This is a genomic window from Streptomyces sp. NBC_01803, from assembly GCF_035917415.1.
GTDB lineage: Bacteria > Actinomycetota > Actinomycetes > Streptomycetales > Streptomycetaceae > Streptomyces.
Genome location: NZ_CP109073.1, coordinates 4,031,747 through 4,053,704 on the forward strand (window position 1 = coordinate 4,031,747; position 21,958 = coordinate 4,053,704).

The following is a 21,958-nucleotide window of genomic DNA, read 5'->3' on the forward strand; positions in this document are numbered from 1 at the left end:
ACGTGACCACCATCAGCCCAGCCCCGGGCGGCGGGACGACCGAGGACGGCGCGCCGTTCCTGTCCGTGCGGGACCTGCGGGTCCACTTCTCCACCGAGGACGGCGTCGTGAAGGCCGTCGACGGACTGTCGTTCGATGTCCGGCGGGGCCGCACCCTCGGCATCGTCGGGGAGTCGGGCTCCGGCAAGTCGGTGGCCACGCAGGCCATCCTCGGCCTGCACAGCCCGAAGAACACCACCGTCTCCGGCGGGATCCACCTGGACGACCAGGAGCTGATCACCGCCACCGAGCGGCAGTTGGAGCGGCTGCGCGGCAACAAGGTGGCGATGATCTTCCAGGACCCGCTCACCGCCCTCTCGCCCTACCACACCATCGGCCGGCAGATCGGGGAGTCGTTCCGCAAGCATCTGGGCGCCTCCCGGCGCGAGGCGCGGGACCGCGCCATCGAGATGCTGGGCAAGGTCGGCATCCCCAACCCCCGCCTGCGGGTGGACGACTACCCGCACCAGTTCTCCGGCGGCATGCGGCAGCGGGCGATGATCGCCATGGCGCTGGTCTGCGACCCGGACCTGCTGATCGCGGACGAGCCGACCACCGCGCTCGACGTCACCGTGCAGGCCCAGATCCTCGACCTGCTCAAGGACCTCCAGCAGGAGTTCGGCTCCGCGATCATCCTGATCACCCACGACCTCGGCGTGGTCTCCCACATCTCCGACGACGTCGTGGTGATGTACGCGGGCCGCGCCGTCGAGCGCGGCACCGTGCACGAGGTGCTGCGGCGCCCCGAACACCCCTACACCTGGGGGCTGCTGAGCTCCATGCCCCGGCTGCACGGAGACGTCGACCAGGATCTGGTGCCCATCGCCGGCACTCCGCCCAGCCTGCTCAGGCCCCCGCCGGGCTGCCCGTTCGAACCCCGCTGCGCGTTCCCCGGCGAGGTGGCCGGCGAGCTCTCCTGCGCCGCCGACCGCCCGGCGTTGCCCGAGACGCGCGGTGCGGCCTGCCACCTCGGTCCTGAGCAGAAGCGGACCTTCTTCATCGAGCGGATCCAGCCCCGACTGCGCTAGGGCGGGCCGAGAACGGTTGAGCCAACGTGACCAGTATCGACATGAGCAAGGGCCGGACGCCCCTGATGGCCGTCGAGGGGCTGACCAAGCACTTCCCGGTCAGGGGCGGCTTCCCGATCAAGCGGACCGTCGGCGCCGTGAAGGCCGTGGACGGGCTCGACTTCACCGTGCACGTCGGCGAGAGCTTCGGCCTGGTGGGGGAGTCGGGCTGCGGCAAGTCCACCACCGGGCGACTGCTGGCCCGGCTGCTGGAGCCGAGCGCGGGCACCATCACCTACCGGGACCGGGACATCAGCCACGCGACGCGGCGCGAACTGGCGCCCGTCCGCTCCGAGATCCAGATGATCTTCCAGGACCCGTACTCGTCGCTCAACCCGCGTCAGACCGTGGGCGCGATCATCGGCGGCCCGATGGAGATCAACGGCATCGCCCCGCCCGGCGGCCGGGAGAAGCGGGTGAGGGAGCTGCTGGAGACCGTCGGCCTCAACCCGGAGCACTACAACCGCTTCCCGCACGAGTTCTCCGGCGGGCAGCGCCAGCGGATCGGGGTGGCCAGGGCGCTGGCCCTGGAGCCCAAGCTGATCATCGCGGACGAGCCGGTGTCCGCGCTGGACGTCTCCATCCAGGCCCAGGTGATCAACCTGCTCCAGCGGGTCCAGCGGGAGATGGGCATCGCGTTCCTCTTCATCGCCCACGACCTCGCCATCGTGCGGCATTTCTCACACCGGATCGCCGTCATGTACCTGGGCAAGATCGTCGAGGTCGGCGACCGGACGGCGATCTACGAGCGACCCCGGCACCCGTACACGCACGCGCTGCTCTCCGCCGTCCCCGAGGTCGCGGAGGCGGTCGCGGAGGCGGAGGCCGCCCAGGCCGCGGCGGAGGGCGCCCCGGCGGCGCCCCGGCGGCGGGAGCGGATCAGGCTCCAGGGGGACGTGCCCTCGCCCACCGACCCGCCGTCTGGCTGCCGGTTCCGCACGCGCTGCTGGAAGGCGGAAGAGAAATGCGCCACACAGGAGCCGCCGCTGGTGCGGATCGGCGGAAACGCCGAGGGACACCTCACGGCCTGCCATTTTCCCGAGGAGGGGACCACTCTTGCCCGCTGATCCGCCCACCGATTCGGCGAACTCGCGGCGTGTGCGCCCCTGTTCTGCTCCCGTGCACCGAGCGGTGCCCACCCTGCTCCTCGTTATGATCCCTGACGCAACGTGGGTATGACTCTCCCGAGTTGGGAAGGGTCTCTTCGGCCTGCCCTGACACGGGCACGACTTCATGGAGGTGATCTCGCGTGTCCGTCTCCGCGTCTCTGCTGCTGCTGGTCATTACCGTGCTGCTGGTCAGGAAAGCCGGGCTGAAGGTGCTCCACGCGATCGTGTGCGTGCTGCTGGGCTTCTATCTCGCCGATTCGAACATGGCGCCCACGATCGACGACTTCTCGAACGGGATCGCGGACATGATCAACTCGCTGAGTTTCTGACCGGGAGCGGGTGCGGCGGGCGACGTAAGCTCGCCGCATGACCTCCGGCCAGGCGGCGGGTGTGCTGCTGGTGCACGCGCATCCCGATGACGAGTCGATCACCACCGGCGTGACCATGGCCGCCTGCGTCGCCGCGGGCGTTCCGGTCACGCTGGTGACCTGCACGCTCGGCGAGGAGGGGGAGGTCATCCCGGCCTCGCTGGCGCACCTGGCCGCCGACCGGGACAACGCCCTCGGCCCGTTCCGCGCGGGCGAGCTGGCCGCCGCCATGCGCGCGCTCGGCGTCACCGACCACCGTTTCCTCGGTGGCGCGGGTCGCTGGAGCGACTCCGGGATGAGGGGCGTGCCGCAGAACGACCGGCCGTCCGCGTTCTGGCGCGCGGACGTCGACGAGGCGGGCGCGGCGCTGGCCGAGGTGATCGCGGAGGTCCGGCCCCGGGTCCTCATCACCTACGACCCGAACGGTGGTTACGGCCACCCGGACCACATCCAGGCGCACCGGGTCGCCATGCGCGGTGCCGAACTCGCCGCCCCCCGCCACCGGATCGCCCGCCTCCTGTGGAACTGCGCGCCCCGCTCGGTCGTCCACGCCCGCCTCGCGGAGCTGCGGGCCGCGGGCCCCGGCCGGTTCGGCGGTGTCGCGGACGCCGGGGACGTGCCGGGCGTGGTCGCGGACGGGGAGGTGGCGCTCGCGGTCGTGGGCACCGACGGGCAGGTGGCCGCGAAGGCCGCCGCGATGGCGGCGCACGCCACCCAGATCGACGTGGACGGCGCGGTGTTCGCGCTGTCCAACGGCCTCGCCCAGCCTCTGTGGGAGACGGAGTACTACCGGCTGGCCGCGGGCGAGCCGGTCCCGCCGGGCGCGCGCGATATCTTCGCGGGGCTGGCGCGGTGAGCGACGCCCGCGCGGCCCGGGCCGAGCCCGGGGAGAGATGGGGAGGCAGCGTGAGGATGGCGGCGTACGGCGGGCTCGGGGTGCTCGGCGTGCCGGTCGGAGTGGCCGGCTCCCTGGTGCAGGGCGGCTGGTTCCCGCTGGGCCTGCTGCTGGCGCTCGGCGGCGCGGGAGGGCTCTTCTGGGGTGGCGCGCTGGTGACGCGCTCCCGGCTGGGCGCCGCCGCTCCGGCGGGCGGCTGGGCGGTGGCCGTGCTGTTCCTGACGATCACCCGGCCGCAGGGCGACTTCGTCTTCGCGGCGGACGCCGGAAGCTATCTGTTCCTGCTGGGCGGCATGGCGATCGCGGTGGTCTGTTCCACGCTGGCGCCCAGCGAACGGCCGCTGTTCGCCGTTCCCGAGCCGCGTCCGCGCTCCTGACGCCCGTTCCGATGTGGCAATCCTGTGGGGACGACGTGCGACCGCGCGGTCCCCAGTATCGTGGGGCCAGCTGTCCGGTCCTGACCCGAGTCCCAGGCCGGCCGGTGAAGCCCAACCGGGAGACCCTGCCTTGAGTCGTGAAACAGACAATCCGCCCCCCGGTCCGTTGGGGTGGGGAGAACCCCAGCTCGGCGCAGCGGATGGTGACGCCCGCACCGGAGCCACCGGAGCCCCACGCCCGGAGGAGAAGAAGACCGAGACGACGCTGACGACACGCGCCCGGATCAACATTCCCGGGTCCCGGCCGATCCCGCCGATCGTGGTGCGGGAGACGGTCGAGACCCCGGCCGCGCGCGACGTCCCGCCGCCGCCGTCTCGTTCGGCGGCGGCACCGGCCGCCGGGTCGGCGCCGACCCCGGCCGCGCATCCGGCGGGCGGCGGCGCGGGCAAGAAGACCAGCTCCTGGTTCGAGCCGAAGAAGCCACCGGAGCCGAGGGCCGGAGACCTGGAAACCCCGGCGGGCGGCCACCCGGCCGTGGCCGAGACCCCGGCCGACGGCATCCCCGCCTCCTGGTTCCGCCAGCACCCCGACACCCCGCCGGGCGGCACGCCCCACGTGGGCACGCCCCACGTGGGCGGCCTGCCGCCGCGGCCGGTCGGCCCGACCAGCGGCCCGGGCACCGGCGAGATGCCGCTGGCGGGACCGCCCGCGCCCCCGGTGCGCCCGGTGCTGGAGGACGAGGACCCGGTCACCACCACCATGGACCTGGGCGGCCCCTTCCCGCCCGCGCCGCCGCCCGACGTCACGGCCACCGGACCCATGGCCGCGCTCTCCGACCCCTTCTCCTCCGGCCCGATGCCGCGGGTGACGGTCCCGCCGCCCGGCCCGCGCCCCCCGGCGGCGGCCGAGCCGGAGCCCGAGCCCGCCCCCGCGCCGAAGCCGGCGCCCCCGGCGGCCAAGCGCAAGAGCCGCGGCAGGCTGCTGCGCCCACTGGTGACCGCCGTCGTCGGGGTCTCCGTGATCGCCTACGGCGCGGGGCTGTTCCTCAGCCCGGAGGACGTGCCCAAGGGCACCACGGTGCTGGGCATCGACATCGGCGGCCTCGACTCCCAGGACGCGCTCAACCGCCTCAACGCGGAGCTGGAGACGGCCAACAACGCCCCCCTGACGCTGCTGATCGGCGACCGGGAGGTGGAGCTGAAGCCCAGCGTGGCCGGCCTGGCGATGGACACCGAGGCCACGGTCCGCGACTCCTCCGGCCAGGACTACAGCCCGGTCTCCGTGATCGGCTCCCTCTTCGGCGCGGCGCGCACCGAGGAGGCGGTCTTCGCGGTGGACCGCGAGAAGCTGACGGTGGCGCTGGAGGACCTCGCCGGTCCCTCGGGCTCCGGCGGCCCGGTCGAGGGGACGGTCGTCTTCGAGAACGGCACGGCGATCGGCAGGATGGGCGAGCCGGGCACCGCCGTCGACGTGGAAGCCGCGGCGGACGTGGTGGAGGCGGCGTTCCGGGAACGGGCCGCCACCGGCCGGAACCCGGCGATCGAGCTGCCGACCGCCGCCCAGGAGCCCCGGGTGGGTGAGGACCAGGTCCGGCAGGCGCTGGCCGAGTTCGGCGAGCCGGCGATGTCCGGCTGGGTCTGGCTCTCGGCGGCGGGCATCGAACTGCCGATCAGCCCGGAGACGCTGGACGACTTCCTGACCATGCGGCCGAGCGAACAGGGCACCCTCCAGCCGTTCATCGACATGGACGTGCTCGCCGTGACGTACGGTCGCACGTTCGACAGCGTGATGATCGACGCGGGCACCGGCCTGGTGCGGATGACCCCGGAGCACGCCGCCGCCGCCCTGATCCCCGCGCTGCGCGAGCCGGCGACCACCGACCAGGGCGAGGACAGGCGGATCGCGGAGGTCGAGGGCGCGGTGCTGGGAACGAGCTGATCGCGGAGGCCGATTCCGTCTCGATCGACGGCCACGGCCACGGCCACGGCGACGCGATCGGGCCAGACATGCGGAGGGGCGTTGAACGGCCTCCGCACGGCTCCTGGCGTGGCAGACGCAGGACCGGGACACGCCCGGGCCTGCGTCTGCCAGGAAGTTGTCATGCGCGAACTGGGGTGGGCGCGGCGCTGGGCGGTCTCACCGCGGCGAGCCCGGCGTTCGCCGCTCCTCCGACCGGGGCCCAGGCGCCCGGTGAGGCCACGGCTCAGGCCGTCAACTGCGTCGCAGTCGAGAGCGTGAGGATCCGGGAGCGGGCGACGACCCCGTCCGATGCCCTCGGACCGTTCCCCGAGGGGGCGGGGGCGACCCGCGGCGCGGCCATCGAGGGCGGCACGTACACGGCGTGCGGCTACACCAGCGGATGCTTCAGGACCGAGATCGACTACCAGGGCCACCAGGGCATTGAGGGATACGTGGCCCTCTCGCGCATCAAGCGTCCGTGACCGCCGGGCCCGAGCGGGGCTCGGTCCGGTAGTGGTAGTGGTGGTGGTCCGCGAAGCCCAGGTGGGTGTAGAGGGTGCGGGCAGCCGTTTTGTCCGTTTCCACCTGGAGACAGGCGGCGCTGGCGCCGTCCGCCAGCGCCGTGCGGGCCAGTTCGGCCATCACCGCCGTGGCGAGGCCCGTGCGGCGGTGGGCCGGGTCCACCCGCAGCGCCGCGTAGCCGGCCCAGCGGCCGTCCACCACGCAGCGGCCGACCGCCGCCGGGCGGCCGTCGGGGCCGGTGGCCGTGGCGAACCACACCGAGGGACCGGCGGTCAGGATCCGGCGCGCCATCTCGGGGGCCGCCGCGGCCCGGGGCCAGCCGTTCAGCCACTCCGGGGTCAACGCGCGGCCGACGGTCACCCGTTGATCGGGTAGGCGATCGGCCAGCGGCGCGAGCGGCGCCACTTGGACGACCGTGTGGCCGGACGCGGTCCAGCCCCGCCCGTCGAGCTCGGCGGCGAGCAGCTCGGCGCCGGTCATGAGCTGGAGGGCGGCGGGCAGGCCGCGTTCCCGGTACCAGGCGGTGAGGCGGTCGAGGTCCGGTGCGCCCTCGTCCAGCGGCAGCGCCGAGTTGGCCCGCCGCGTCCAGCCGCCGCCCGCCCTGGCCAGCCAGTCGCCGATCCGCTCGCTCTCGGGCGCGGCCCAGCTCCGCGCCGCGACCGCGGTCAGCTCGGCGATGCCCGCCGCCGGCATGCCGCGTCGGCGGGCCGGGGTGGGGGGTACGACCTTGCCGGCCACCAGCGACGACTCCGCGAGCCGGACGACGCGCCCGTCGCGGCGTGTGATGCTCACCACACCACCCGTCCAGGATGTGAGAACGCCGATGGTGTCGGTAAAACGCGCCGATTGGCCACCCGTACCGGTCAGTGTCCGGACCGAGACCCGTTTGCCCACGTCAGCGGCCGTGATGCGGACGGATAGGCGCGCGCTCCCGGAGATTTCCACCGTCTTCCGCGCCCCCTCGTGTACGTCTACCATGCTCAACCGGCGATACTAAGGCTGAGCATCGACGACGCCGCGCTCCCGCGCGCACCATGGCGGATCGCCGCCCCCAACGAGGAGGACTGAAGCGTGACCTACGTCATCGCGGAGCCTTGTGTCGACCTGAAGGACAAGGCATGCATCGAGGAGTGCCCTGTCGACTGCATCTATGAGGGACAGCGCTCCTTGTACATCCACCCCGACGAGTGCGTGGACTGCGGCGCGTGCGAGCCCGTCTGCCCCGTCGAGGCCATCTTCTACGAGGACGACACCCCGGAGGAGTGGAAGGACTATTACAAGGCGAATGTCGAGTTCTTCGACGAGCTGGGCTCGCCCGGCGGCGCGAGCAAGCTCGGCCTGATCGAGCGTGACCACCCGCTGATCGCCGCGCTGCCCCCGCAGGAGCACGACGAGTGACGCTCGGCGTCACCGCCTTTGACATCAGTCACCGGTCCCGTGCGGCGTCCCGCCGTACGGGACCGCATCGTTGAGGTGAGGGAGCATCCGCGTGCCGTCTGTCTCCGCCCGCCTGCCGGTCTTTCCCTGGGACCGGCTGGAGCCCTACAAGACCACCGCCGCCGCGCACCCCGACGGAATCGTCGACCTGTCCGTCGGCACCCCGGTCGACCCGGTGCCCGAGCTGATCCAGAAGGCCCTGGCCGCCGCGTCCGACAGCCCCGGCTATCCGACGGTGTGGGGCACCCCGCCGCTGCGGGACGCGATCATCGGCTGGTGCGAGCGCCGGACCGGCGCTCGCGGCCTCGGGCACGGCAACGTGCTGCCGGTGATCGGCTCCAAGGAGCTGGTGGCCTCGCTGCCCGCGCAGCTCGGCCTCGGCGCGGGCGACCGCGTGGCCTTCCCCGAGCCGGCCTATCCGACGTACGAGGTCGGCGCGCGGCTGGCGGGCGCCGAGCCGGTGCCCTACCGGGGGGCGCCGCTGGAGCTGGACCCGGCCGGGCTGCGGCTGCTGTGGCTGAACTCCCCGGCGAACCCCAGCGGTCGGGTCATTCCGCTGGAGGAGTTGCGCGCCGTCGTGGCCTGGGCGCGGACGCACGGGGTGCTGGTCGTCAGCGACGAGTGCTATCTGGAGCTGGGCTGGACGGCCGAGCCCGTCTCGGTGCTGCGTCCTGAGGTGTGCGGCGGGAGCACGGAGGGCGTCGTGGCCGTGCACTCGCTCTCGAAGCGGTCCAACCTCGCCGGGTACCGGGCGGCGTTCCTGGCCGGTGACGCGGCGGTCCTGGGCGAGCTGCTGGGCGTCCGCAAGCACGCGGGGATGATGCTGCCCACGCCGGTGCAGGCCGCCATGATCGCGGCGCTCGGGGACGACGGGCATGTGCGGGAGCAGCGCGCGCGGTACGCGGCGCGGCGCGCGGCGCTGCGGGACGCGCTGGTGGGGCGCGGGTTCCGGATCGAGCACAGCGAGGCGTCGCTGTATCTGTGGGCGACGCGGGACGAGCCGTGCTGGGAGACGGTGGCCGCGCTGAGCGAGCTGGGCATCCTCGTCGCGCCGGGGGACTTCTACGGTCCGGTCGGGGACCGGTTCGTGCGGGTGGCGTTCACCGCGACCGACGAGCGGGTGGCCGAGGCGGTGCGCCGCCTGGCGTGAGTCGGCCCCGGGCCGGTGTGTCCGGTGCCCGGGGCCGTACGGTGCCGCGTGCGGCGCGGCTTCCCGCCTTCAGAGCAGGCTGAACTCGTTGAGCTTCTGGTCCGCGAGGTTGGGCACGAGCGCGTCGAGGTTCTCGGGGTCGGCGCCCCGCTCGGCGAGGATGTGGGTGAGGTCCTCGGCCAGCGAGCTGGTGGTCCGACCGGTCTCCGAGACGGCCTGGTGGGCCAGGGGCGCGACGATCGGCATGGCGGTCTTGACGGCGTCGTCGCCGCCGACCTCCTCGGCGAGGTTGGTGGTGGTCGTCGTCGCGCTGTCCAGCGTCTCGCCGAGTCCTTCGTTGTCCAACGAGGTGAGCCCGCTCAGGCCCGTGGACTGCGGCTGCTCCGCCGCGCCCGCGTGGCCGGCCGTGGCGACGACGGGGGCCGCGCCCGCCGCGAGCAGCAGCGCGGCCTTGGCCAGATGGCGCTTCAGGGAGTCGGACATGATGGTCCTTTGCCGGAGTGGTGCGTTCGGACGCTGTGCCTATCGGTCGCGGGCATGGTGAGGTTGCGGCCGGATATGGTAAAGGATTGGTAATGCGTCGCATTATCCGGGGCGCCCGGAACGAGAAATCGCCGCCGTCTTTTGGTTTGACGTAACGTCATATCCACGGTATTTTCCGGGGGCTCCGCCGAGGCGTCGGGGAAATCGTCGGAAATCCCGGGGGAATTCAGAGGGGTGTCTCCTGCGGGCGGTAAGAATCGCCGCACATCTGTGCGGGGTGGATTAGCGTTCCGGTGCCAGGACGGAGAGCCGGACCTCGGCGGTGGAAGCCGCGGCGGTCTCTCCGGAGTTCTCGCCGTCGTCCCCGTTCCCGGCGTCCTCGGAAAACTCCCGCCAGCCGTCCGACGAGCGGTCCGCCTCCCAGATGCGGTTTCCGTAGACGATCTGTTCGATTCCCAGTCCGGCAGAGTGCGCCACCGCCCAGTGCGCCAGCTCCCACCCGCGCCCGGGCGCCCCGTCCGTGGCCACCGGCACGGTCAGCCCGGAGCCGTCGCCGACCGGGCGGACCCCCTCGCCGAACTCCCGCACCATCCGCTCGCGCACCTCGGCCGGATCGCCCGACACCCCGTCCGGGTCCTCCGGGTCGTCGGGGTCCCACACACAGCTCAGCGCCTCGGCCGCGCGCCCGGTCAGCGCGCCGGCCAGCAGCGACGCCTTGTCCTCGTGCTTGGCGTACTCGTCCGGATAGGCGCTGCGCTGCACCTCTTGCGCGGCCTCGGTGAGCGGCATCGTCTCGTAGTCCGGCACCTCGACCAGCCGGTCGTAGAACGCGCCGGCCGCGTACACCGGGTCGGTGACCTCATCCTCCGTGCCCCAGCCCATCGAGGGCCGCTGCTGGAAGAGGCCGAGCGAATCCCGGTCCCCATAGCGCAGGTTGCGCAGGTCGGACTCTTGCATCGCGGTGGCGATGGCGATGGTCACCGCGCGCTCGGGCAGCCCCCGGGAGGAGGCCACCGCCTCGATGGTCGCCGCGTTGGCGGTCTGCTGGGTGTCCAGCGTGAAGGCCCGCTCGCCGTCCGCTCGTGCCACCGAGCAGTGCGGCGGCTCCGGCGAGTCCTCCCGGAGCTGCACGACCGCGTACCCGCCCGCGCCGATCCCGGCGAGCAGCAGCACGGTGAACGCGCCGCGGACCGCGCGGTGGCTTCGTTGGGCGGATGTCCGTTCGGGCACGCGACGAGGGTAACGGGTCCCCCCGGTCCGTGGGCCCTGCCCGGGTACGGTGAGCCCATGCGATCCCCCGCGACCGGAACCGGTGTGCTCGACCTCGACCTCGACCTCGGCCTCGACGCCGCCGCGCTGACCGCGCGGCTCGTCGACATCCCCTCCGTCAGCGGCTCGGAGAAGCCGCTCGCCGACGCCGTCGAGACCGCGCTGCGCGACCTCCCGTGGCTGCGCGTCGACCGGCACGGCAACAACGTGGTGGCCCGCACCGACCTCGGCCGCGACGAACGGGTGATCCTCGCCGGGCACATCGACACCGTGCCGATCGCGGACAACGTGCCCTCCCGCCTCGACGCGGACGGCGTGCTGTGGGGCTGCGGGACCAGCGACATGAAGTCCGGGGTGGCCGTCCAGCTCCGCGTCGCCGCTACCGTTCCCCGCCCCAACCGCGATCTGACCTTCGTCTTCTACGACAACGAGGAGGTCGAGGCCGCGCGCAACGGGCTCGGCCACCTCGCCGCCGCCCATCCCGACTGGCTGGCCGGGGACTTCGCCGTCCTCCTCGAACCCTCCGACGGCCAGGTGGAGGGCGGCTGCCAGGGCACGCTGCGCGTGCTGCTGCGCATGGCCGGCCAGCGGGCGCACTCCGCGCGCGGCTGGACCGGCTCCAACGCCATCCACGCGGCGGCCCCCGTGCTCGCCCGGCTGGCCGCCTACGAGGCGCGCCGCCCGGTCATCGACGGGCTGGAGTACCGCGAGGGGCTCAACGCCGTGCGTGTCGAGGCCGGCGTGGCGGGGAACGTCATCCCCGACGAGTGCGTCGTCACCGTCAACTACCGCTACGCGCCCGACCGCGGCGAGGACGAGGCCGTGGCTCACGTCCGGGAGGTCTTCGCGGACTGCGGCGTGGCCGAGTTCACCGTGGACGACCACTCGCCGGGTGCCCTGCCCGGGCTGTCGCACCCGGCCGCCCGCGCGTTCATCGAGGCGGTCGGCGGCGAGCCGCGCCCCAAGTACGGCTGGACCGACGTCTCCCGCTTCAGCGCCCTGGGCGTCCCCGCGGTCAACTACGGCCCGGGCGACCCGAATCTCGCCCACAAGCGGGACGAGCGGGTGGCGACCGGGACCGTCCTGCGCTGCGAGGAGCGGCTGCGCGCCTGGCTGAGCGCTCCCCCGGCCGGGTGACCGTACGCTGCTTGACAGGCCCGGTCATCGGGTCCGTAGACGCACGAGAAGAGGAGCACGGCAGATGAGCGACGGGACCCCCGAGTCCGGTGAGCGACGCGAACAGCGCCTGGGCCCGGTGCTGCGTCGGCGCGGCCAGATGACGCCGGGCCAGGCCGATCAGCGGCTGCTCGACACCAGGGGACCGTCGGAATGGGTGCACGCCGATCCGTGGCGGGTGCTGCGGATCCAGTCGGAGTTCGTCGAGGGCTTCGGCGCGCTGGCCGAACTGGGCCCGGCCGTAAGCGTCTTCGGCTCGGCGCGCACCGCGCCCGGCTCGCCCGAGTACGAGTTGGGCATCCGCATCGGGCGGGGCCTGACCGAGGCGGGCTTCGCGGTGATCACGGGCGGCGGCCCCGGCGCGATGGAGGCGGCGAACCGGGGCGCGAGCGAGGCGGGCGGCGTCTCGGTCGGCCTCGGCATCGAGCTGCCCTTCGAGCAGGGGCTGAACGAGTTCGTCGACATCGGCGTGAACTTCCGGTATTTCTTCGTGCGCAAGACCATGTTCGTGAAGTACGCGCAGGGATTCCTGGTGCTGCCCGGCGGCCTCGGCACGCTGGACGAGCTGTTCGAGGCGTTGACGCTGGTGCAGACGCGCAAGGTCACCCGGTTCCCGATCGTGCTGGTCGGCACGGAGTACTGGGGTGGGCTGGCGGCCTGGCTGCGCGACACGGTGATCGCCCAGGGCAAGGCGTCGGCGCACGACGACGGCCTGTTCCGTGTCACCGACGACGTGGACGAGGCGATCGAGCTGGTCACCAAGCCGTAGCGGGTTGCCGGCGGCCCGCCGCCGGGGTCAGGCCAGACCGCGGCGGGTCGTGGCCGGCGGGCGCCGGCCCGCGATCGAGGCGACCATCTCCAGCACCTGCCGCGTCTCGGCCACCTCGTGCACCCGGTAGACCCGGGCGCCGAGCCAGGCGGAGACGGCGGTGGTCGCCAGCGTGCCGATCAGGCGCTCCTTGACCGGCAGATCCAGCGTCTCGCCGACGAAGTCCTTGTTCGACAGCGACACCAGCACCGGCCAGCCGGTCGCGGTCATCTCGCCGAGCCGCCGCGTCGCCTCCAGCGAGTGCCGGGTGTTCTTCCCGAAGTCGTGGCCCGGGTCGATCAGCACGGCGTCGCGGCGCACCCCGAGCGCCACCGCCCGCTCGGCCAGGCCCACGGTGACCCGCAGGATGTCCGCCATCACGTCCTCGTACGTCACCCGGTGCGGCCTGGTGCGGGGCCGGGCCCCGCCCGCGTGGGTGCAGACCAGGCCGACGCGGTGCCGGGCCGCCACCTCGGCCAGCAGCGGATCGACCCCGCCCCAGGCGTCGTTGAGCAGATCCGCGCCCTCGGCGCAGACGGCCTCGGCCACCTCGTGCCGCCAGGTGTCCACGCTGATCACCACGGACGGGTGGCGGCGGCGCACCTCGGCGACGAAGCCGGCCGTGCGCCGGATCTCCTCCGCCACGTCCACCTCGGCGCCCGGGCCCGCCTTGACGCCGCCGATATCGATGATCGCGGCGCCCTCGGCCACCGCCCGCTCCACCCGGGCCAGGGCCGGGCCGTCGTCGAACGTGGCGCCCCGGTCGTAGAAGGAGTCGGGAGTGCGGTTCACGATGGCCATGATCACCGGCTCGTCCGCCGCGAACTCTCGTGTGCCAAGGCGCAGCATCCCGCTCAGCTCTCCGTTCCCGCGTGGCGTCGGCGTTCCCGCTGAACCTACCCGCCCGTTCGCGCGCCGCTGTCACCGCGGCATGCGACGATCGGCACAGCAGGAGAACGATGCCCAGGGGAGGCACGGGTGTTCTGGTTTCTGATGGCCGCGATGGTCGTCGTGATCGCGGCGGTCACGTTGGCGGTGCTCGGCAGCGGTGACGGCTCCGGCGGGTCGGCGACCGGCGGGCTCGCGGACGCCGAGCCGGACCGGCTGGCCGATCCGCTGCCCGTGGACCGGCCGGTCGGCCCGGCGGACGTGGTGAAGGTGCGGCTGCCGGTGGCCCCGCGCGGCTACCGGATGGCGGAGGTGGACGACGTGCTGGACCGGCTCGCCGCCGAGCTGGCCGAGCGGGACGCGCGGATCACCGAGCTGGAGACGGCGCTGGCGGGCGCCCAGGCGATGGCGCCCGCGCAGAAGGAGGCGCCGCCGTCCGAGCAGGAGTGACCGCCGCGCGGCCCCGGCGGCTCGCTCGCCGGGGGCTCACTCGCCCCGGAACGTGGGCCGTTCCTTGCGCACGAACGCGGCGACGGCGGCCCGGTGGTCGGCCGACGCGCCGACCTGGCTCTGCAGCCTGGCCTCCACCTCCAGCGTCTCGGCCAGGGGGTGACCGGCGGCGAACGCCAGCGACTCCTTGATCGCGGCGTAGGCCAGCGTCGGCCCCTGGGCCAGCCGCAGCGCGACCTCCCGGGCCGCCCCCGGCAGCTCCGTGTCCGGGACCACGCGCTGCGCGATGCCCAGCCGCTCGGCCTCGGCCGCGGCCACCTTCCTGGGGAACAGCAGCAGATCCGCCGCCCGCCCCGGGCCGATGGCGCGCGGCAGCGTCCAGGAAAGGCCCGAGTCCGCCGTCAGCGCGATTCCCGCGAAGGCGGTGCTGAATGAGGCGCTCTCGGCCACCACGCGGTAGTCGGCGGCCAGCGCGAAGCCGAATCCGGCCCCCGCGGCCACTCCGTTCACCGCCGCCACGACGGGTTTCCGCATTCCGGTGATCGCGTCCACGATCGGGTTGTAGTGGAGACCCACGGTCCGCAGCGGATCGCCTTCTTCGTCGAGCGCCCCGATGTGTTCTTTGAGATCCTGGCCGACGCAGAACGCGCGGCCGTTGCCCGTCAGCAGAACGGCCCGCACCCCGGAATCCGACGCCGCGCGCCGCAAGGAGTCCCGCAGTGCTTCCTTCATCGCGACATTGAGGGCGTTCATCGCCTCCGGGCGATTGAGCGTGACAGTCGCGAGACGGTCGGTCACTTCGTAGAGCACGGTGTCGGCCATGGCGCACAGCATGACCGAGGGCTCCGCGGTATGGCGAGACAATCGGTGAATTGAGTGGTTTTGCGCGTGCGTGTTGCCGAAGGGAGACCGCCCAATGTTGGTCATCGGGACGTTCCATGCGGGATAATGACCTGAAGCAATGTGTTCGACGCCGGTGGCGCTCGCGTTCGCCGGCTGCGACGAGCTGGTCCAGGAAGGGGAACGAGCATGGCGGCCATGAAGCCGCGGACGGGCGATGGTCCGCTTGAGGTGACCAAGGAGGGGCGGGGCATCATCATGCGCGTTCCGCTCGAGGGCGGTGGCCGACTCGTCGTCGAGCTGACCCCGGACGAGGCGGTCGCGCTCGATGAGGAACTCAAGAAGGTGACCGGCTGAGCCGCCGCGCTCCGAGCTGATTCCCTCGGCCTTTCGGCGCTGCCCCGGATCGTGTTCCGGGGCAGCGCCGTCTTGTCGCCGCCGCTCGTTCCGGCCGTTCCCGCCGCCCGTTCCGGCCCCTCCGGGTCAGGCCCGCGCCGCGCACAGCAGACCGTCGCCGACCGGCAGCAGTGCCGGCACGAGGTCCTTGGTCTCCCGGACCGTGCGCAGCAGCTCGCGCAGCTTGCGCACCTCGGTGGGCTGGGCCGCCGAGTCGACGGTGCGCCCGTTGGCGAAGACCCCCGCGAAGCAGAGCAGCCCACCGGGCCGCAGGAGCCGCAACGATTCTGCGAGGCACTCCAGGTACTCCAGGCGGTCGCCGTCGCAGAACACCAGGTCGTAGCCGCCGTCCGTGAGCCGGGGCAGGACGTCGAGGGCGTGGCCGGGGATGAAGCGGGCGCGGTTGGCGGCGAAGCCCGCCATGCGGAACGCCTGCCGGGCGAAGTGCTGCCGCTCCGGCTCCGTGTCCACCGTGGTGAGGACCGAGTCCGGCCGCATGCCTGCCTGGAGATAGAGCCCGGACACGCCGGTGCCGGTGCCGATCTCGACAACCGCCCGGGCGCCCGAGGCGGTGGCCAGCAGCCGCAGGGTGTCCCCGGTGCCCGGCGAGACCGGGCGGACCCCGGCCTCCCGCGACCGGTCACGGGCCCAGCGCAGCGCCGCCCCCATGGGGGTCTCGGCGTCCGGCGCACCGTACGCCTCGGCGAACGCCCAGCTCGTCAGCCGGTTGCCGGTAATGGCCCTCTCCTGTCCCCCGTCTTTCACGCGCTTTGACTGTATCGACTCCGCCGGGGAACAGGGCGCCCGGATCGGACGTTGGATGCTACGGGCCGCAGCGCGGAGCGTATCGGCCACGAAAAACCGAGCGGGAATGCTTATCCGGAGCTAACGGGGCAGGTGGCTATGGTAGGGACTCCACTGGACACCACCAGAGCCGATAGGGGAGGTGCGGCCACGTCCACTGGCCGGGGGATGCTGAAACGCCTCCTGAGGTCTTCCGGCGGGCCGAATTCCGTGACCGAGATCGCTGACGCCGACCGCGCGCAGGCCACTACCGATGCGGCTGACGGCACCACCACCGCCGTCGCCACGTTCAACGAGGGCGCCGACGGCACGACGTGGGCCCCGCCGTCCTGGGAAGAGATCGTCAGCACACACAGTGCCCGGGTCTACCGGCTGGCGTACCGGCTCACGGGGAATCAGCACGACGCCGAGGACCTGACGCAGGAAGTCTTCGTCCGGGTCTTCCGCTCGCTGTCCACCTACACCCCCGGTACGTTCGAGGGCTGGCTGCACCGCATCACGACGAACCTGTTCCTGGACTCCGTGCGGCGCAAGCAGCGCATCCGCTTCGACGCCCTGGGCGAGGACGCGGCCGACCGGCTGCCGAGTCGCGAGCCCACCCCCCAGCAGTACTTCAACGACACGCACTTCGACGCCGACGTGCAGCAGGCACTGGACACGCTGGCGCCGGACTTCCGGGCCGCCGTGGTCCTCTGCGACATCGAGGGCCTGAGCTATGAGGAGATCGCCACCACGCTCGGCGTGAAGCTCGGCACCGTCCGCAGCCGGATCCACCGCGGCCGCTCGCACCTGCGCAAGGCCCTGCGCCACCGCTCCCCGCGCGTGCGCGCCGAGCGGGCCGACGCCGTTCTCGCCGCGGTGCCCGCCGCGCCGTGTGCCGGGGAAGGCGGGGCGGCGTGACCAGTGCCGCTGAGACCGGCCCGGCCGACCACCACCTCGGGGAGAGTCTGGCCGCGCTCGTCGACGGTGAGTTGTCCCATGACAGCCGCGACCGCGTGCTGGCGCACCTCGCGACCTGTCCGAGCTGCAAGGCCGAGGCGGACGCGCAGCGGGAGCTGAAGAGCGTCTTCGCGGCCAGCTCGCTGCCCACCCCCTCTGACGGATTGCTCGCCAGATTGCAGGGGCTGCCGTCCGCCGCCGACGACGCCTCGTCCGCCGAGCCCCCGGAGCCCACCGGCCGCACCAGCCCGGCCGGATCGCCGGCCGACCGGTCCTCGACGTTAAGCCTGGGGCTGCTGCCAGGCGGCAGGCAGCGCGAGTCGCTGCTCGCTCCGCCCCCCCTCGGGACCGCGCGCGGCTTCCGCATACACGAGCCGGGGGTCCCGCGAGCGCACCGAGGCCACCGGCTCGCCTTCGCCGCCGCGGGCGCGGTCTCCCTCGCGGCGTTCGCCATCGGCGGCGCCATGACCACCGCCGGTCCAGGCGGCGGCACGGTCACCGCCGGTTCCTCCACGGCCAGCAGCGTCGCGGGCAGCGGCGCGACGCCGGTGAGCGGGGCCCGCACGGTGGTCGGCCGTTCCGACGAGGAGTCGCGGCTGCCCGCGGTGCTGACCACGGCCCAGGCGGCCGGGCTGGCCGTCCTGAGCGCGCCCGCCGGGCCGGTCATGCCGAGCGGACAGCTGTTCCCGCTCTTCCGGGCCAGCCTCGCTCTGGGCTCCGTCTCCGCGCCGGGGTCGGCCGCCACGCCGGGACCGAGCCTTTTCGGAGCCGTGAGCCCCCGCTGATTTCGGCCGACTGACCTGGTTGAATGCAATACCGGGACAGGACGACGCGGACACGATGGGGACGGCGGCTATGGACAAGGGGAACGGCGCCTCCTGGGGCTCCTCCGGGCAGAGCCAGGGGGACGACCCCGAGGCACGGCCGGGCCACGATCCTTACGGCACCCCGCCCTACGGACAGCCCGGTCCCTGGGCGCCCGCGCCCCCTGTCCAGCGGCCCAGCCCCACGCCGCCCGCGGGCACGCACGTCCCGCCCCCACCGCTCCCGCAGTCGTCGCCGCCCATGACCACTCCTGCCCGAGGCACCGCCCTGCCCGGCGGCGAGCCGCCCAGCCGGTACGACCCGTGGGCCGCCGCGGGAGCGACGGCGACGCTGCCGCCGCAGGCTCTCGCCCCGCCGCCCGCCGCCGCGCCCCCGGCCGGTCCGGACCAGGACCGGCCGCGGGCCGCACCACTGGTGGCCGGCGCGGCGGTGATCGCGCTGCTCGCCGGCATCCTCGGCGGCGGCATCGGGGTCCTGCTGGAGCGCGAGGGCGCGTTCGACGAGGTGCGGCTGCCGCAGGCCGTGGCCGAGGAGGAGACGCCGCGGCCGGCGGGAAGCATCGCCGGCATCGCGGACGCGGTGCTGCCCGGCGTGGTCACCCTGCACGTCTCGGGCGGCGGCGCGGCCGGCACCGGCACCGGCTTCGTCCTGGACGACGACGGCCACATCCTCACCAACGCGCATGTGGTGCGCCCGGCGGGGGAGAGCGGCGTGATAGAGGTCACCTTCGGCAGTGGCGACCGGGCGCGGGCCGAAGTCGTCGGCCAGGACAGCGGTTACGACCTGGCCGTGGTCAAGGTTTCGGGCGTCTCCGGGCTGAGCCCGCTGACGCTGGGGGACTCCGACGCGGTGCGGGTCGGCGATCCGGTGGTCGCGATCGGCGCCCCGTTCGACCTGGAGGGCACCGTCACCTCCGGCATCATCAGCGCCACCGAGCGCCCGATCACGGCCGGCGGCGAGGAGGCGGACGGATCCGACATCAGCTATGTCAACGCCCTCCAGACCGACGCCCCGATCAACCCGGGGAACTCGGGGGGTCCGCTGGTCGACCTCAACGGCCGGGTCATCGGTGTCAACAGCGCGATCCGCACCGCCGACAGCGGCGGCTTCGAGGCCGGCCAGTCGGGCAGCGTCGGCCTGGGTTTCGCCATCCCGGTCAACCAGGCCAAGGACGTCGCCGAGCAGCTCATCAACCACGGCCGCGCGACCCACCCCGTCATCGGGGTCACCCTCGACACCGGATATCTCGGCGAGGGTGCCCGCGTCGGCAGCTCCACCGGCGACCCGGCCGTCGTGCCGGGCGGCCCGGCGGACGAGGCCGGAGTCCGGGAGGGCGATGTCATCACCGAGGTCGACGGCGCGCCGGTGCGGGGCAGCGACGAGCTGATCGTGAAGATCCGCAGCCACCGGCCGGGCGACGAGCTGACCCTGACCATCGAGCGCGGCGGCGACGCACGGACCCTGACGGTCGTGCTGGGGGAGTCGACCGGTGACTGACGGCCGTCGTTCACCGCGCCGTGTCCCCTGGCGTCTCCCATTGACCGCCCCCGGCGGGTACCGTGGCCATCTACCGCATGCGTAAGGGAGCTGTCAGGTGTTCTTCGATATAGGGTCCCTGGAGTTCATCGCGCTGGTCGTCCTCGCCATCCTCGTCTTCGGTCCCGAGAAGCTGCCGAAGATGATCCAGGACACCGCCGGGTTCCTGCGCAAGGTCCGCGAATTCTCCGACAGCGCCAAGCGCGACATCCGCAGCGAGCTCGGCCCGGAGTTCAAGGACTTCGACTTCGAGGACCTCAACCCCAGGACATTCGCGCGCAAGCACCTGCTGGACAACGAGGACCTGGGTCTCAAGGAGCTCACGAGCAACCTGGACATGCGCAAGGAGCTGTCCGAGGTCACCGACGCGATCAACGGCCGCCCGGCCGACCGCGCCGACCTCGGGAAGCAGCCCGGTGGCCGGGTCCGGCTCGGCAAGGACGGCGACGGCGCCGCCCGCCCCGCGCCGCCCGAGGAGCCCCCGCCGTTCGACGCCGACGCCACCTGAGTGGAAACGCGCGGTTTCGGGGGGATATGACCCCGACCGATCTCCCGGCCTGCCCGACACCCCGGATGGGGATGGCTATCCTCCCTATGTCCGGGGTGTGCCCAGGACAGGGCAATGAGGAGGCGTCGCGTTACATGGAGACGACGAGTCGGGCGGAGCCGCATGACGCGACAGGCGGCCCAGGCGCGTCCGGGGGGCAGGCCGGTCCGCAGGGGGTGCCTGGAGCGCGCCGTGCGCTGGAAGGTTACTTGATGGCCGGATTCCCCTGGTACGGACTGGACGAGGCGTTCACGGGGCCGCGCTGGCTGATGCAGGTCGGGGTCGCGGCCGACGGCGCGGTCGAGTATGGCTCCACCGGCCACGGGGACGAGCCGTCGCTGCGCGGTGAGATCGGCCAGGAGGAGCAGCGGTTCGCCGTCGTGGTGACCGTCGCCAGCCGTCCGGTGCGGCGCAGCCCGGACGGCATGGGCGTGTTGGAGGCCACCTCGGTCTCCTCGGCCGCCTGGCTGGCCGGCTCCGGACTGCTCTCGTGCACCTGGCCGCCCCAGATGGAGCGGGCCCTGCGACAGGACTGGCTCGAACAGCAGACAGCCATCGCCTGGGAGCTGGCCGACGATCTGCGCGGGGGCGGCTGGTCGTCGCTCTCCCTGCCCGTCGACGGTGTGCCGACCGACTTCCACTACCGCGAGTCCGAGTACGGCTGGGTACTGGCCGGCGCCGCCCAGCACGACGTCCACATCGGCGCCTACGGGCGCGGTATGAGCGCCTACGGCCTGGGCTTCTCCGTGGTCACGGACATCGAGAGCTACGCCTAGCCGTCCGGCGGCGGGCGCGCGGGTGGGCGGTGCTCGGCTGCCCACCCACCACGACCGGCCCGGCCGTCAGAACTTGTTGCGCGGCGTGATGCCGAGCGACAGCCCCGCCAGACCGCGCGTCCGTCCGCCGAGCGAGGACGCGATCTTCCGCAGCGCCGCGCCGGCCGGGGAGTCGGGGTCGGAGAGCACGACCGGCTTCCCCTCGTCGCCGCCCTCCCGCAGCCGCACGTCGATCGGGATCGAGCCCAGCACGGGGACCTCGGTGCCGGTCGTCCGCGTCAGTCCCTCGGCCACCCGCCGCCCGCCGCCGGAGCCGAAGACGTCGACCATCTCGCCGCAGTGCGGGCAGGGCAGCCCCGCCATGTTCTCCACCACGCCGACGATCTTCTGGTGCGTCTGCACCGCGATCGAGCCGGCCCGCTCCGCGACCTCGGCCGCCGCCTGCTGCGGCGTGGTCACCACCAGGATCTCCGCGCCCGGCACCAGCTGGGCGACCGAGATGGCGATGTCACCGGTGCCCGGCGGCAGGTCGAGCAGCAGTACGTCGAGATCGCCCCAGTAGACATCCGCGAGAAACTGCTGGAGCGCGCGGTGCAGCATCGGGCCGCGCCACACCACGGGGGCGTTGCCCGGCGTGAACATCCCGATCGAGATCACCTTCACGCCCTGCGCCGAGGGCGGCATGATCATGTTCTCCACCTGGGTGGGGCGCGCGTCGGTGCCGAGCATGCGCGGCACCGAGTGGCCGTAGATGTCCGCGTCCACCACGCCGACCTTCAGCCCGTCGGCCGCCATCGCCGCCGCCAGGTTGACCGTCACCGAGGACTTGCCGACGCCGCCCTTGCCCGAGGCCACCGCGTACACCCGGGTCAGCGAGCCCGGCTTGGCGAACGGCACCTCGCGCTCGGCCTGCCCGCCGCGCAGCGTGACGGCCAGCTCCTTGCGCTGCGCGTCGCTCATCACGTCAAGCTCGACGCGCGCGTCGGTCACCCCGGGAACGCCGAGCACCGCCCGGCTCACCTCGGTGGTGATCGTCTCCCGCATCGGACAGCCCTGGATCGTCAGGTACACCCCCACCGTGACCGTTCCGTCCGCGGCGATGTCCACCGATTTGACCATGCCGAGGTCGGTGATGGGCCGGTGGATCTCGGGGTCGTTCACCCGCTTCAGCGCGGCGCGCACGGCATCCTCGGTGGGGACCTCGCCGGTCGCGCCCGAGGCTGGGGGAGTGTCGGTAGCCATGCACCCGATGGTACGGCTCGGTAGCGAGTGGAGGAGACCGGCCCTTGGAGCGGGT

Annotated in this window: 25 protein-coding genes; 18 read left to right on the top strand and 7 right to left on the bottom strand. The window is 73.1% G+C overall.

Going from position 1 to position 21,958, the window contains the following annotated elements; translation table 11 throughout:
• The first annotated feature begins 2 nt into the window (after positions 1 to 2).
• The 7 genes from OIE51_RS18405 (at position 3) to OIE51_RS18435 (ending at position 6,297) form a co-directional block, all read left to right on the top strand.
• On the top strand, positions 3 to 1,067 hold the full coding sequence (locus OIE51_RS18405; RefSeq protein ID WP_326598824.1) for an ABC transporter ATP-binding protein: 1,065 nt from the start codon (positions 3 to 5) through the stop codon (positions 1,065 to 1,067).
• 41 nt (positions 1,068 to 1,108) lie between these two features.
• Entirely contained in the window at positions 1,109 to 2,173 is a 1,065-nt protein-coding gene (locus OIE51_RS18410) for an ABC transporter ATP-binding protein (RefSeq protein WP_326600682.1), read from the top strand.
• Between the two features lie 182 nt (positions 2,174 to 2,355).
• Positions 2,356 to 2,544 carry a hypothetical protein gene (locus tag OIE51_RS18415; protein ID WP_326598825.1) on the top strand — a complete coding sequence of 63 codons (189 nt, stop codon included), beginning with the start codon at positions 2,356 to 2,358 and terminating at the stop codon, positions 2,542 to 2,544.
• 37 nt (positions 2,545 to 2,581) lie between these two features.
• A complete protein-coding gene (gene mshB, locus OIE51_RS18420) occupies positions 2,582 to 3,439 on the top strand; it encodes an N-acetyl-1-D-myo-inositol-2-amino-2-deoxy-alpha-D-glucopyranoside deacetylase (protein WP_326598826.1) in 858 nt (285 codons plus the stop codon).
• Positions 3,440 to 3,495: 56 nt separating this feature from the next.
• Positions 3,496 to 3,855, top strand: coding sequence for a DUF6113 family protein (locus tag OIE51_RS18425; RefSeq protein WP_326600683.1), 360 nt, complete (start codon positions 3,496 to 3,498; stop codon positions 3,853 to 3,855).
• 130 nt (positions 3,856 to 3,985) lie between these two features.
• On the top strand, positions 3,986 to 5,794 hold the full coding sequence (locus tag OIE51_RS18430; RefSeq protein WP_326598827.1) for a hypothetical protein: 1,809 nt from the start codon (positions 3,986 to 3,988) through the stop codon (positions 5,792 to 5,794).
• Positions 5,795 to 6,090: 296 nt separating this feature from the next.
• A complete protein-coding gene (locus tag OIE51_RS18435) occupies positions 6,091 to 6,297 on the top strand; it encodes a hypothetical protein (protein WP_326598828.1) in 207 nt (68 codons plus the stop codon).
• Here OIE51_RS18435 and OIE51_RS18440 read toward each other — a convergent pair.
• Positions 6,284 to 7,282: a GNAT family N-acetyltransferase gene (locus OIE51_RS18440; RefSeq protein WP_326600684.1), complete on the bottom strand. Its 999-nt coding sequence runs from the start codon at positions 7,280 to 7,282 to the stop codon at positions 6,284 to 6,286. The genes OIE51_RS18435 and OIE51_RS18440 overlap by 14 nt on opposite strands.
• Positions 7,283 to 7,408: 126 nt before the next feature.
• Between OIE51_RS18440 and fdxA the strand changes: the two genes are divergently transcribed.
• Positions 7,409 to 7,735: a ferredoxin gene (fdxA, locus tag OIE51_RS18445; protein ID WP_326598829.1), complete on the top strand. Its 327-nt coding sequence runs from the start codon at positions 7,409 to 7,411 to the stop codon at positions 7,733 to 7,735.
• Between the two features lie 91 nt (positions 7,736 to 7,826).
• On the top strand, positions 7,827 to 8,924 hold the full coding sequence (dapC, locus tag OIE51_RS18450) for a succinyldiaminopimelate transaminase (RefSeq protein WP_326598830.1): 1,098 nt from the start codon (positions 7,827 to 7,829) through the stop codon (positions 8,922 to 8,924).
• 69 nt (positions 8,925 to 8,993) lie between these two features.
• On the opposite strand, the gene OIE51_RS18455 is transcribed toward dapC, so the two are convergent.
• Together OIE51_RS18455 and OIE51_RS18460 are read right to left on the bottom strand one after the other, a co-directional pair.
• Positions 8,994 to 9,407, bottom strand: a complete 414-nt coding sequence (locus tag OIE51_RS18455) for an ATP-binding protein (protein WP_326598831.1) — start codon at positions 9,405 to 9,407, stop codon at positions 8,994 to 8,996.
• 282 nt (positions 9,408 to 9,689) lie between these two features.
• Positions 9,690 to 10,637, bottom strand: a complete 948-nt coding sequence (locus tag OIE51_RS18460; protein WP_326598832.1) for a hypothetical protein — start codon at positions 10,635 to 10,637, stop codon at positions 9,690 to 9,692.
• 84 nt (positions 10,638 to 10,721) lie between these two features.
• Here OIE51_RS18460 and dapE point away from each other — a divergent pair, with 84 nt between their 5' ends.
• Both dapE and OIE51_RS18470 read left to right on the top strand, forming a co-directional pair.
• A complete protein-coding gene (gene dapE, locus OIE51_RS18465) occupies positions 10,722 to 11,813 on the top strand; it encodes a succinyl-diaminopimelate desuccinylase (RefSeq protein WP_326600685.1) in 1,092 nt (363 codons plus the stop codon).
• 64 nt (positions 11,814 to 11,877) lie between these two features.
• Complete coding sequence (locus OIE51_RS18470; protein ID WP_326598833.1) at positions 11,878 to 12,621, top strand: TIGR00730 family Rossman fold protein; 744 nt, start codon at positions 11,878 to 11,880, stop codon at positions 12,619 to 12,621.
• A 27-nt stretch (positions 12,622 to 12,648) separates the two neighbouring features.
• On the opposite strand, the gene folP is transcribed toward OIE51_RS18470, so the two are convergent.
• A complete protein-coding gene (gene folP / locus OIE51_RS18475; RefSeq protein WP_326598834.1) occupies positions 12,649 to 13,509 on the bottom strand; it encodes a dihydropteroate synthase in 861 nt (286 codons plus the stop codon).
• Positions 13,510 to 13,638: 129 nt separating this feature from the next.
• On the opposite strand from folP, the gene OIE51_RS18480 reads away from it, so the two are divergent.
• The gene (locus tag OIE51_RS18480; protein ID WP_326598835.1) at positions 13,639 to 13,998 is read left to right on the top strand and encodes a DivIVA domain-containing protein; all 360 of its coding nucleotides are present in this window, start codon (positions 13,639 to 13,641) and stop codon (positions 13,996 to 13,998) included.
• A gap of 36 nt (positions 13,999 to 14,034) precedes the next feature.
• On the opposite strand, the gene OIE51_RS18485 is transcribed toward OIE51_RS18480, so the two are convergent.
• A complete protein-coding gene (locus tag OIE51_RS18485) occupies positions 14,035 to 14,820 on the bottom strand; it encodes an enoyl-CoA hydratase/isomerase family protein (RefSeq protein ID WP_326598836.1) in 786 nt (261 codons plus the stop codon).
• A 207-nt stretch (positions 14,821 to 15,027) separates the two neighbouring features.
• Here OIE51_RS18485 and OIE51_RS18490 point away from each other — a divergent pair, with 207 nt between their 5' ends.
• Positions 15,028 to 15,195: a DUF3117 domain-containing protein gene (locus OIE51_RS18490; RefSeq protein WP_019434894.1), complete on the top strand. Its 168-nt coding sequence runs from the start codon at positions 15,028 to 15,030 to the stop codon at positions 15,193 to 15,195.
• 126 nt (positions 15,196 to 15,321) lie between these two features.
• On the opposite strand, the gene OIE51_RS18495 is transcribed toward OIE51_RS18490, so the two are convergent.
• On the bottom strand, positions 15,322 to 15,999 hold the full coding sequence (locus OIE51_RS18495) for an O-methyltransferase (RefSeq protein WP_326598839.1): 678 nt from the start codon (positions 15,997 to 15,999) through the stop codon (positions 15,322 to 15,324).
• A 138-nt stretch (positions 16,000 to 16,137) separates the two neighbouring features.
• On the opposite strand from OIE51_RS18495, the gene sigE reads away from it, so the two are divergent.
• From sigE to OIE51_RS18520, 5 genes are all read left to right on the top strand, one after another.
• Positions 16,138 to 16,938: an RNA polymerase sigma factor SigE gene (gene sigE / locus OIE51_RS18500; protein WP_326598840.1), complete on the top strand. Its 801-nt coding sequence runs from the start codon at positions 16,138 to 16,140 to the stop codon at positions 16,936 to 16,938.
• Positions 16,935 to 17,762 carry an anti-sigma factor family protein gene (locus OIE51_RS18505; RefSeq protein ID WP_326598841.1) on the top strand — a complete coding sequence of 276 codons (828 nt, stop codon included), beginning with the start codon at positions 16,935 to 16,937 and terminating at the stop codon, positions 17,760 to 17,762. The genes sigE and OIE51_RS18505 overlap by 4 nt, the downstream gene beginning before the upstream one ends.
• 70 nt (positions 17,763 to 17,832) lie before the next feature.
• Positions 17,833 to 19,299, top strand: a complete 1,467-nt coding sequence (locus OIE51_RS18510) for a S1C family serine protease (RefSeq protein WP_326598842.1) — start codon at positions 17,833 to 17,835, stop codon at positions 19,297 to 19,299.
• A 97-nt stretch (positions 19,300 to 19,396) separates the two neighbouring features.
• Positions 19,397 to 19,846 (top strand): sec-independent translocase, encoded by a 450-nt coding sequence (locus OIE51_RS18515; protein ID WP_326598843.1) that lies wholly within the window; start codon positions 19,397 to 19,399, stop codon positions 19,844 to 19,846.
• A gap of 134 nt (positions 19,847 to 19,980) precedes the next feature.
• Positions 19,981 to 20,661 (top strand): hypothetical protein, encoded by a 681-nt coding sequence (locus tag OIE51_RS18520; protein ID WP_326598844.1) that lies wholly within the window; start codon positions 19,981 to 19,983, stop codon positions 20,659 to 20,661.
• Between the two features lie 66 nt (positions 20,662 to 20,727).
• On the opposite strand, the gene OIE51_RS18525 is transcribed toward OIE51_RS18520, so the two are convergent.
• A complete protein-coding gene (locus OIE51_RS18525; protein ID WP_326598845.1) occupies positions 20,728 to 21,903 on the bottom strand; it encodes an Mrp/NBP35 family ATP-binding protein in 1,176 nt (391 codons plus the stop codon).
• Positions 21,904 to 21,958 lie beyond the last annotated feature (55 nt).

Excerpts from the sequence above, each read along its gene's own strand:
- OIE51_RS18410 (WP_326600682.1), top strand. The coding sequence starts at position 1,109 with ATGAGCAAGGGCCGGACGCCCCTGATGGCCGTCGAGGGGCTGACCAAG.
- mshB (WP_326598826.1), top strand. The coding sequence starts at position 2,582 with ATGACCTCCGGCCAGGCGGCGGGTGTGCTGCTGGTGCACGCGCATCCC.
- OIE51_RS18425 (WP_326600683.1), top strand. The coding sequence starts at position 3,496 with ATGGCGGCGTACGGCGGGCTCGGGGTGCTCGGCGTGCCGGTCGGAGTG.
- OIE51_RS18455 (WP_326598831.1), bottom strand. The coding sequence starts at position 9,407 with ATGTCCGACTCCCTGAAGCGCCATCTGGCCAAGGCCGCGCTGCTGCTC.
- OIE51_RS18470 (WP_326598833.1), top strand. The coding sequence starts at position 11,878 with ATGAGCGACGGGACCCCCGAGTCCGGTGAGCGACGCGAACAGCGCCTG.
- folP (WP_326598834.1), bottom strand. The coding sequence starts at position 13,509 with ATGCTGCGCCTTGGCACACGAGAGTTCGCGGCGGACGAGCCGGTGATC.
- OIE51_RS18485 (WP_326598836.1), bottom strand. The coding sequence starts at position 14,820 with ATGGCCGACACCGTGCTCTACGAAGTGACCGACCGTCTCGCGACTGTC.
- OIE51_RS18490 (WP_019434894.1), top strand. The coding sequence starts at position 15,028 with ATGGCGGCCATGAAGCCGCGGACGGGCGATGGTCCGCTTGAGGTGACC.
- sigE (WP_326598840.1), top strand. The coding sequence starts at position 16,138 with ATGGTAGGGACTCCACTGGACACCACCAGAGCCGATAGGGGAGGTGCG.
- OIE51_RS18510 (WP_326598842.1), top strand. The coding sequence starts at position 17,833 with ATGGACAAGGGGAACGGCGCCTCCTGGGGCTCCTCCGGGCAGAGCCAG.
- OIE51_RS18520 (WP_326598844.1), top strand. The coding sequence starts at position 19,981 with ATGGAGACGACGAGTCGGGCGGAGCCGCATGACGCGACAGGCGGCCCA.
- OIE51_RS18525 (WP_326598845.1), bottom strand. The coding sequence starts at position 21,903 with ATGGCTACCGACACTCCCCCAGCCTCGGGCGCGACCGGCGAGGTCCCC.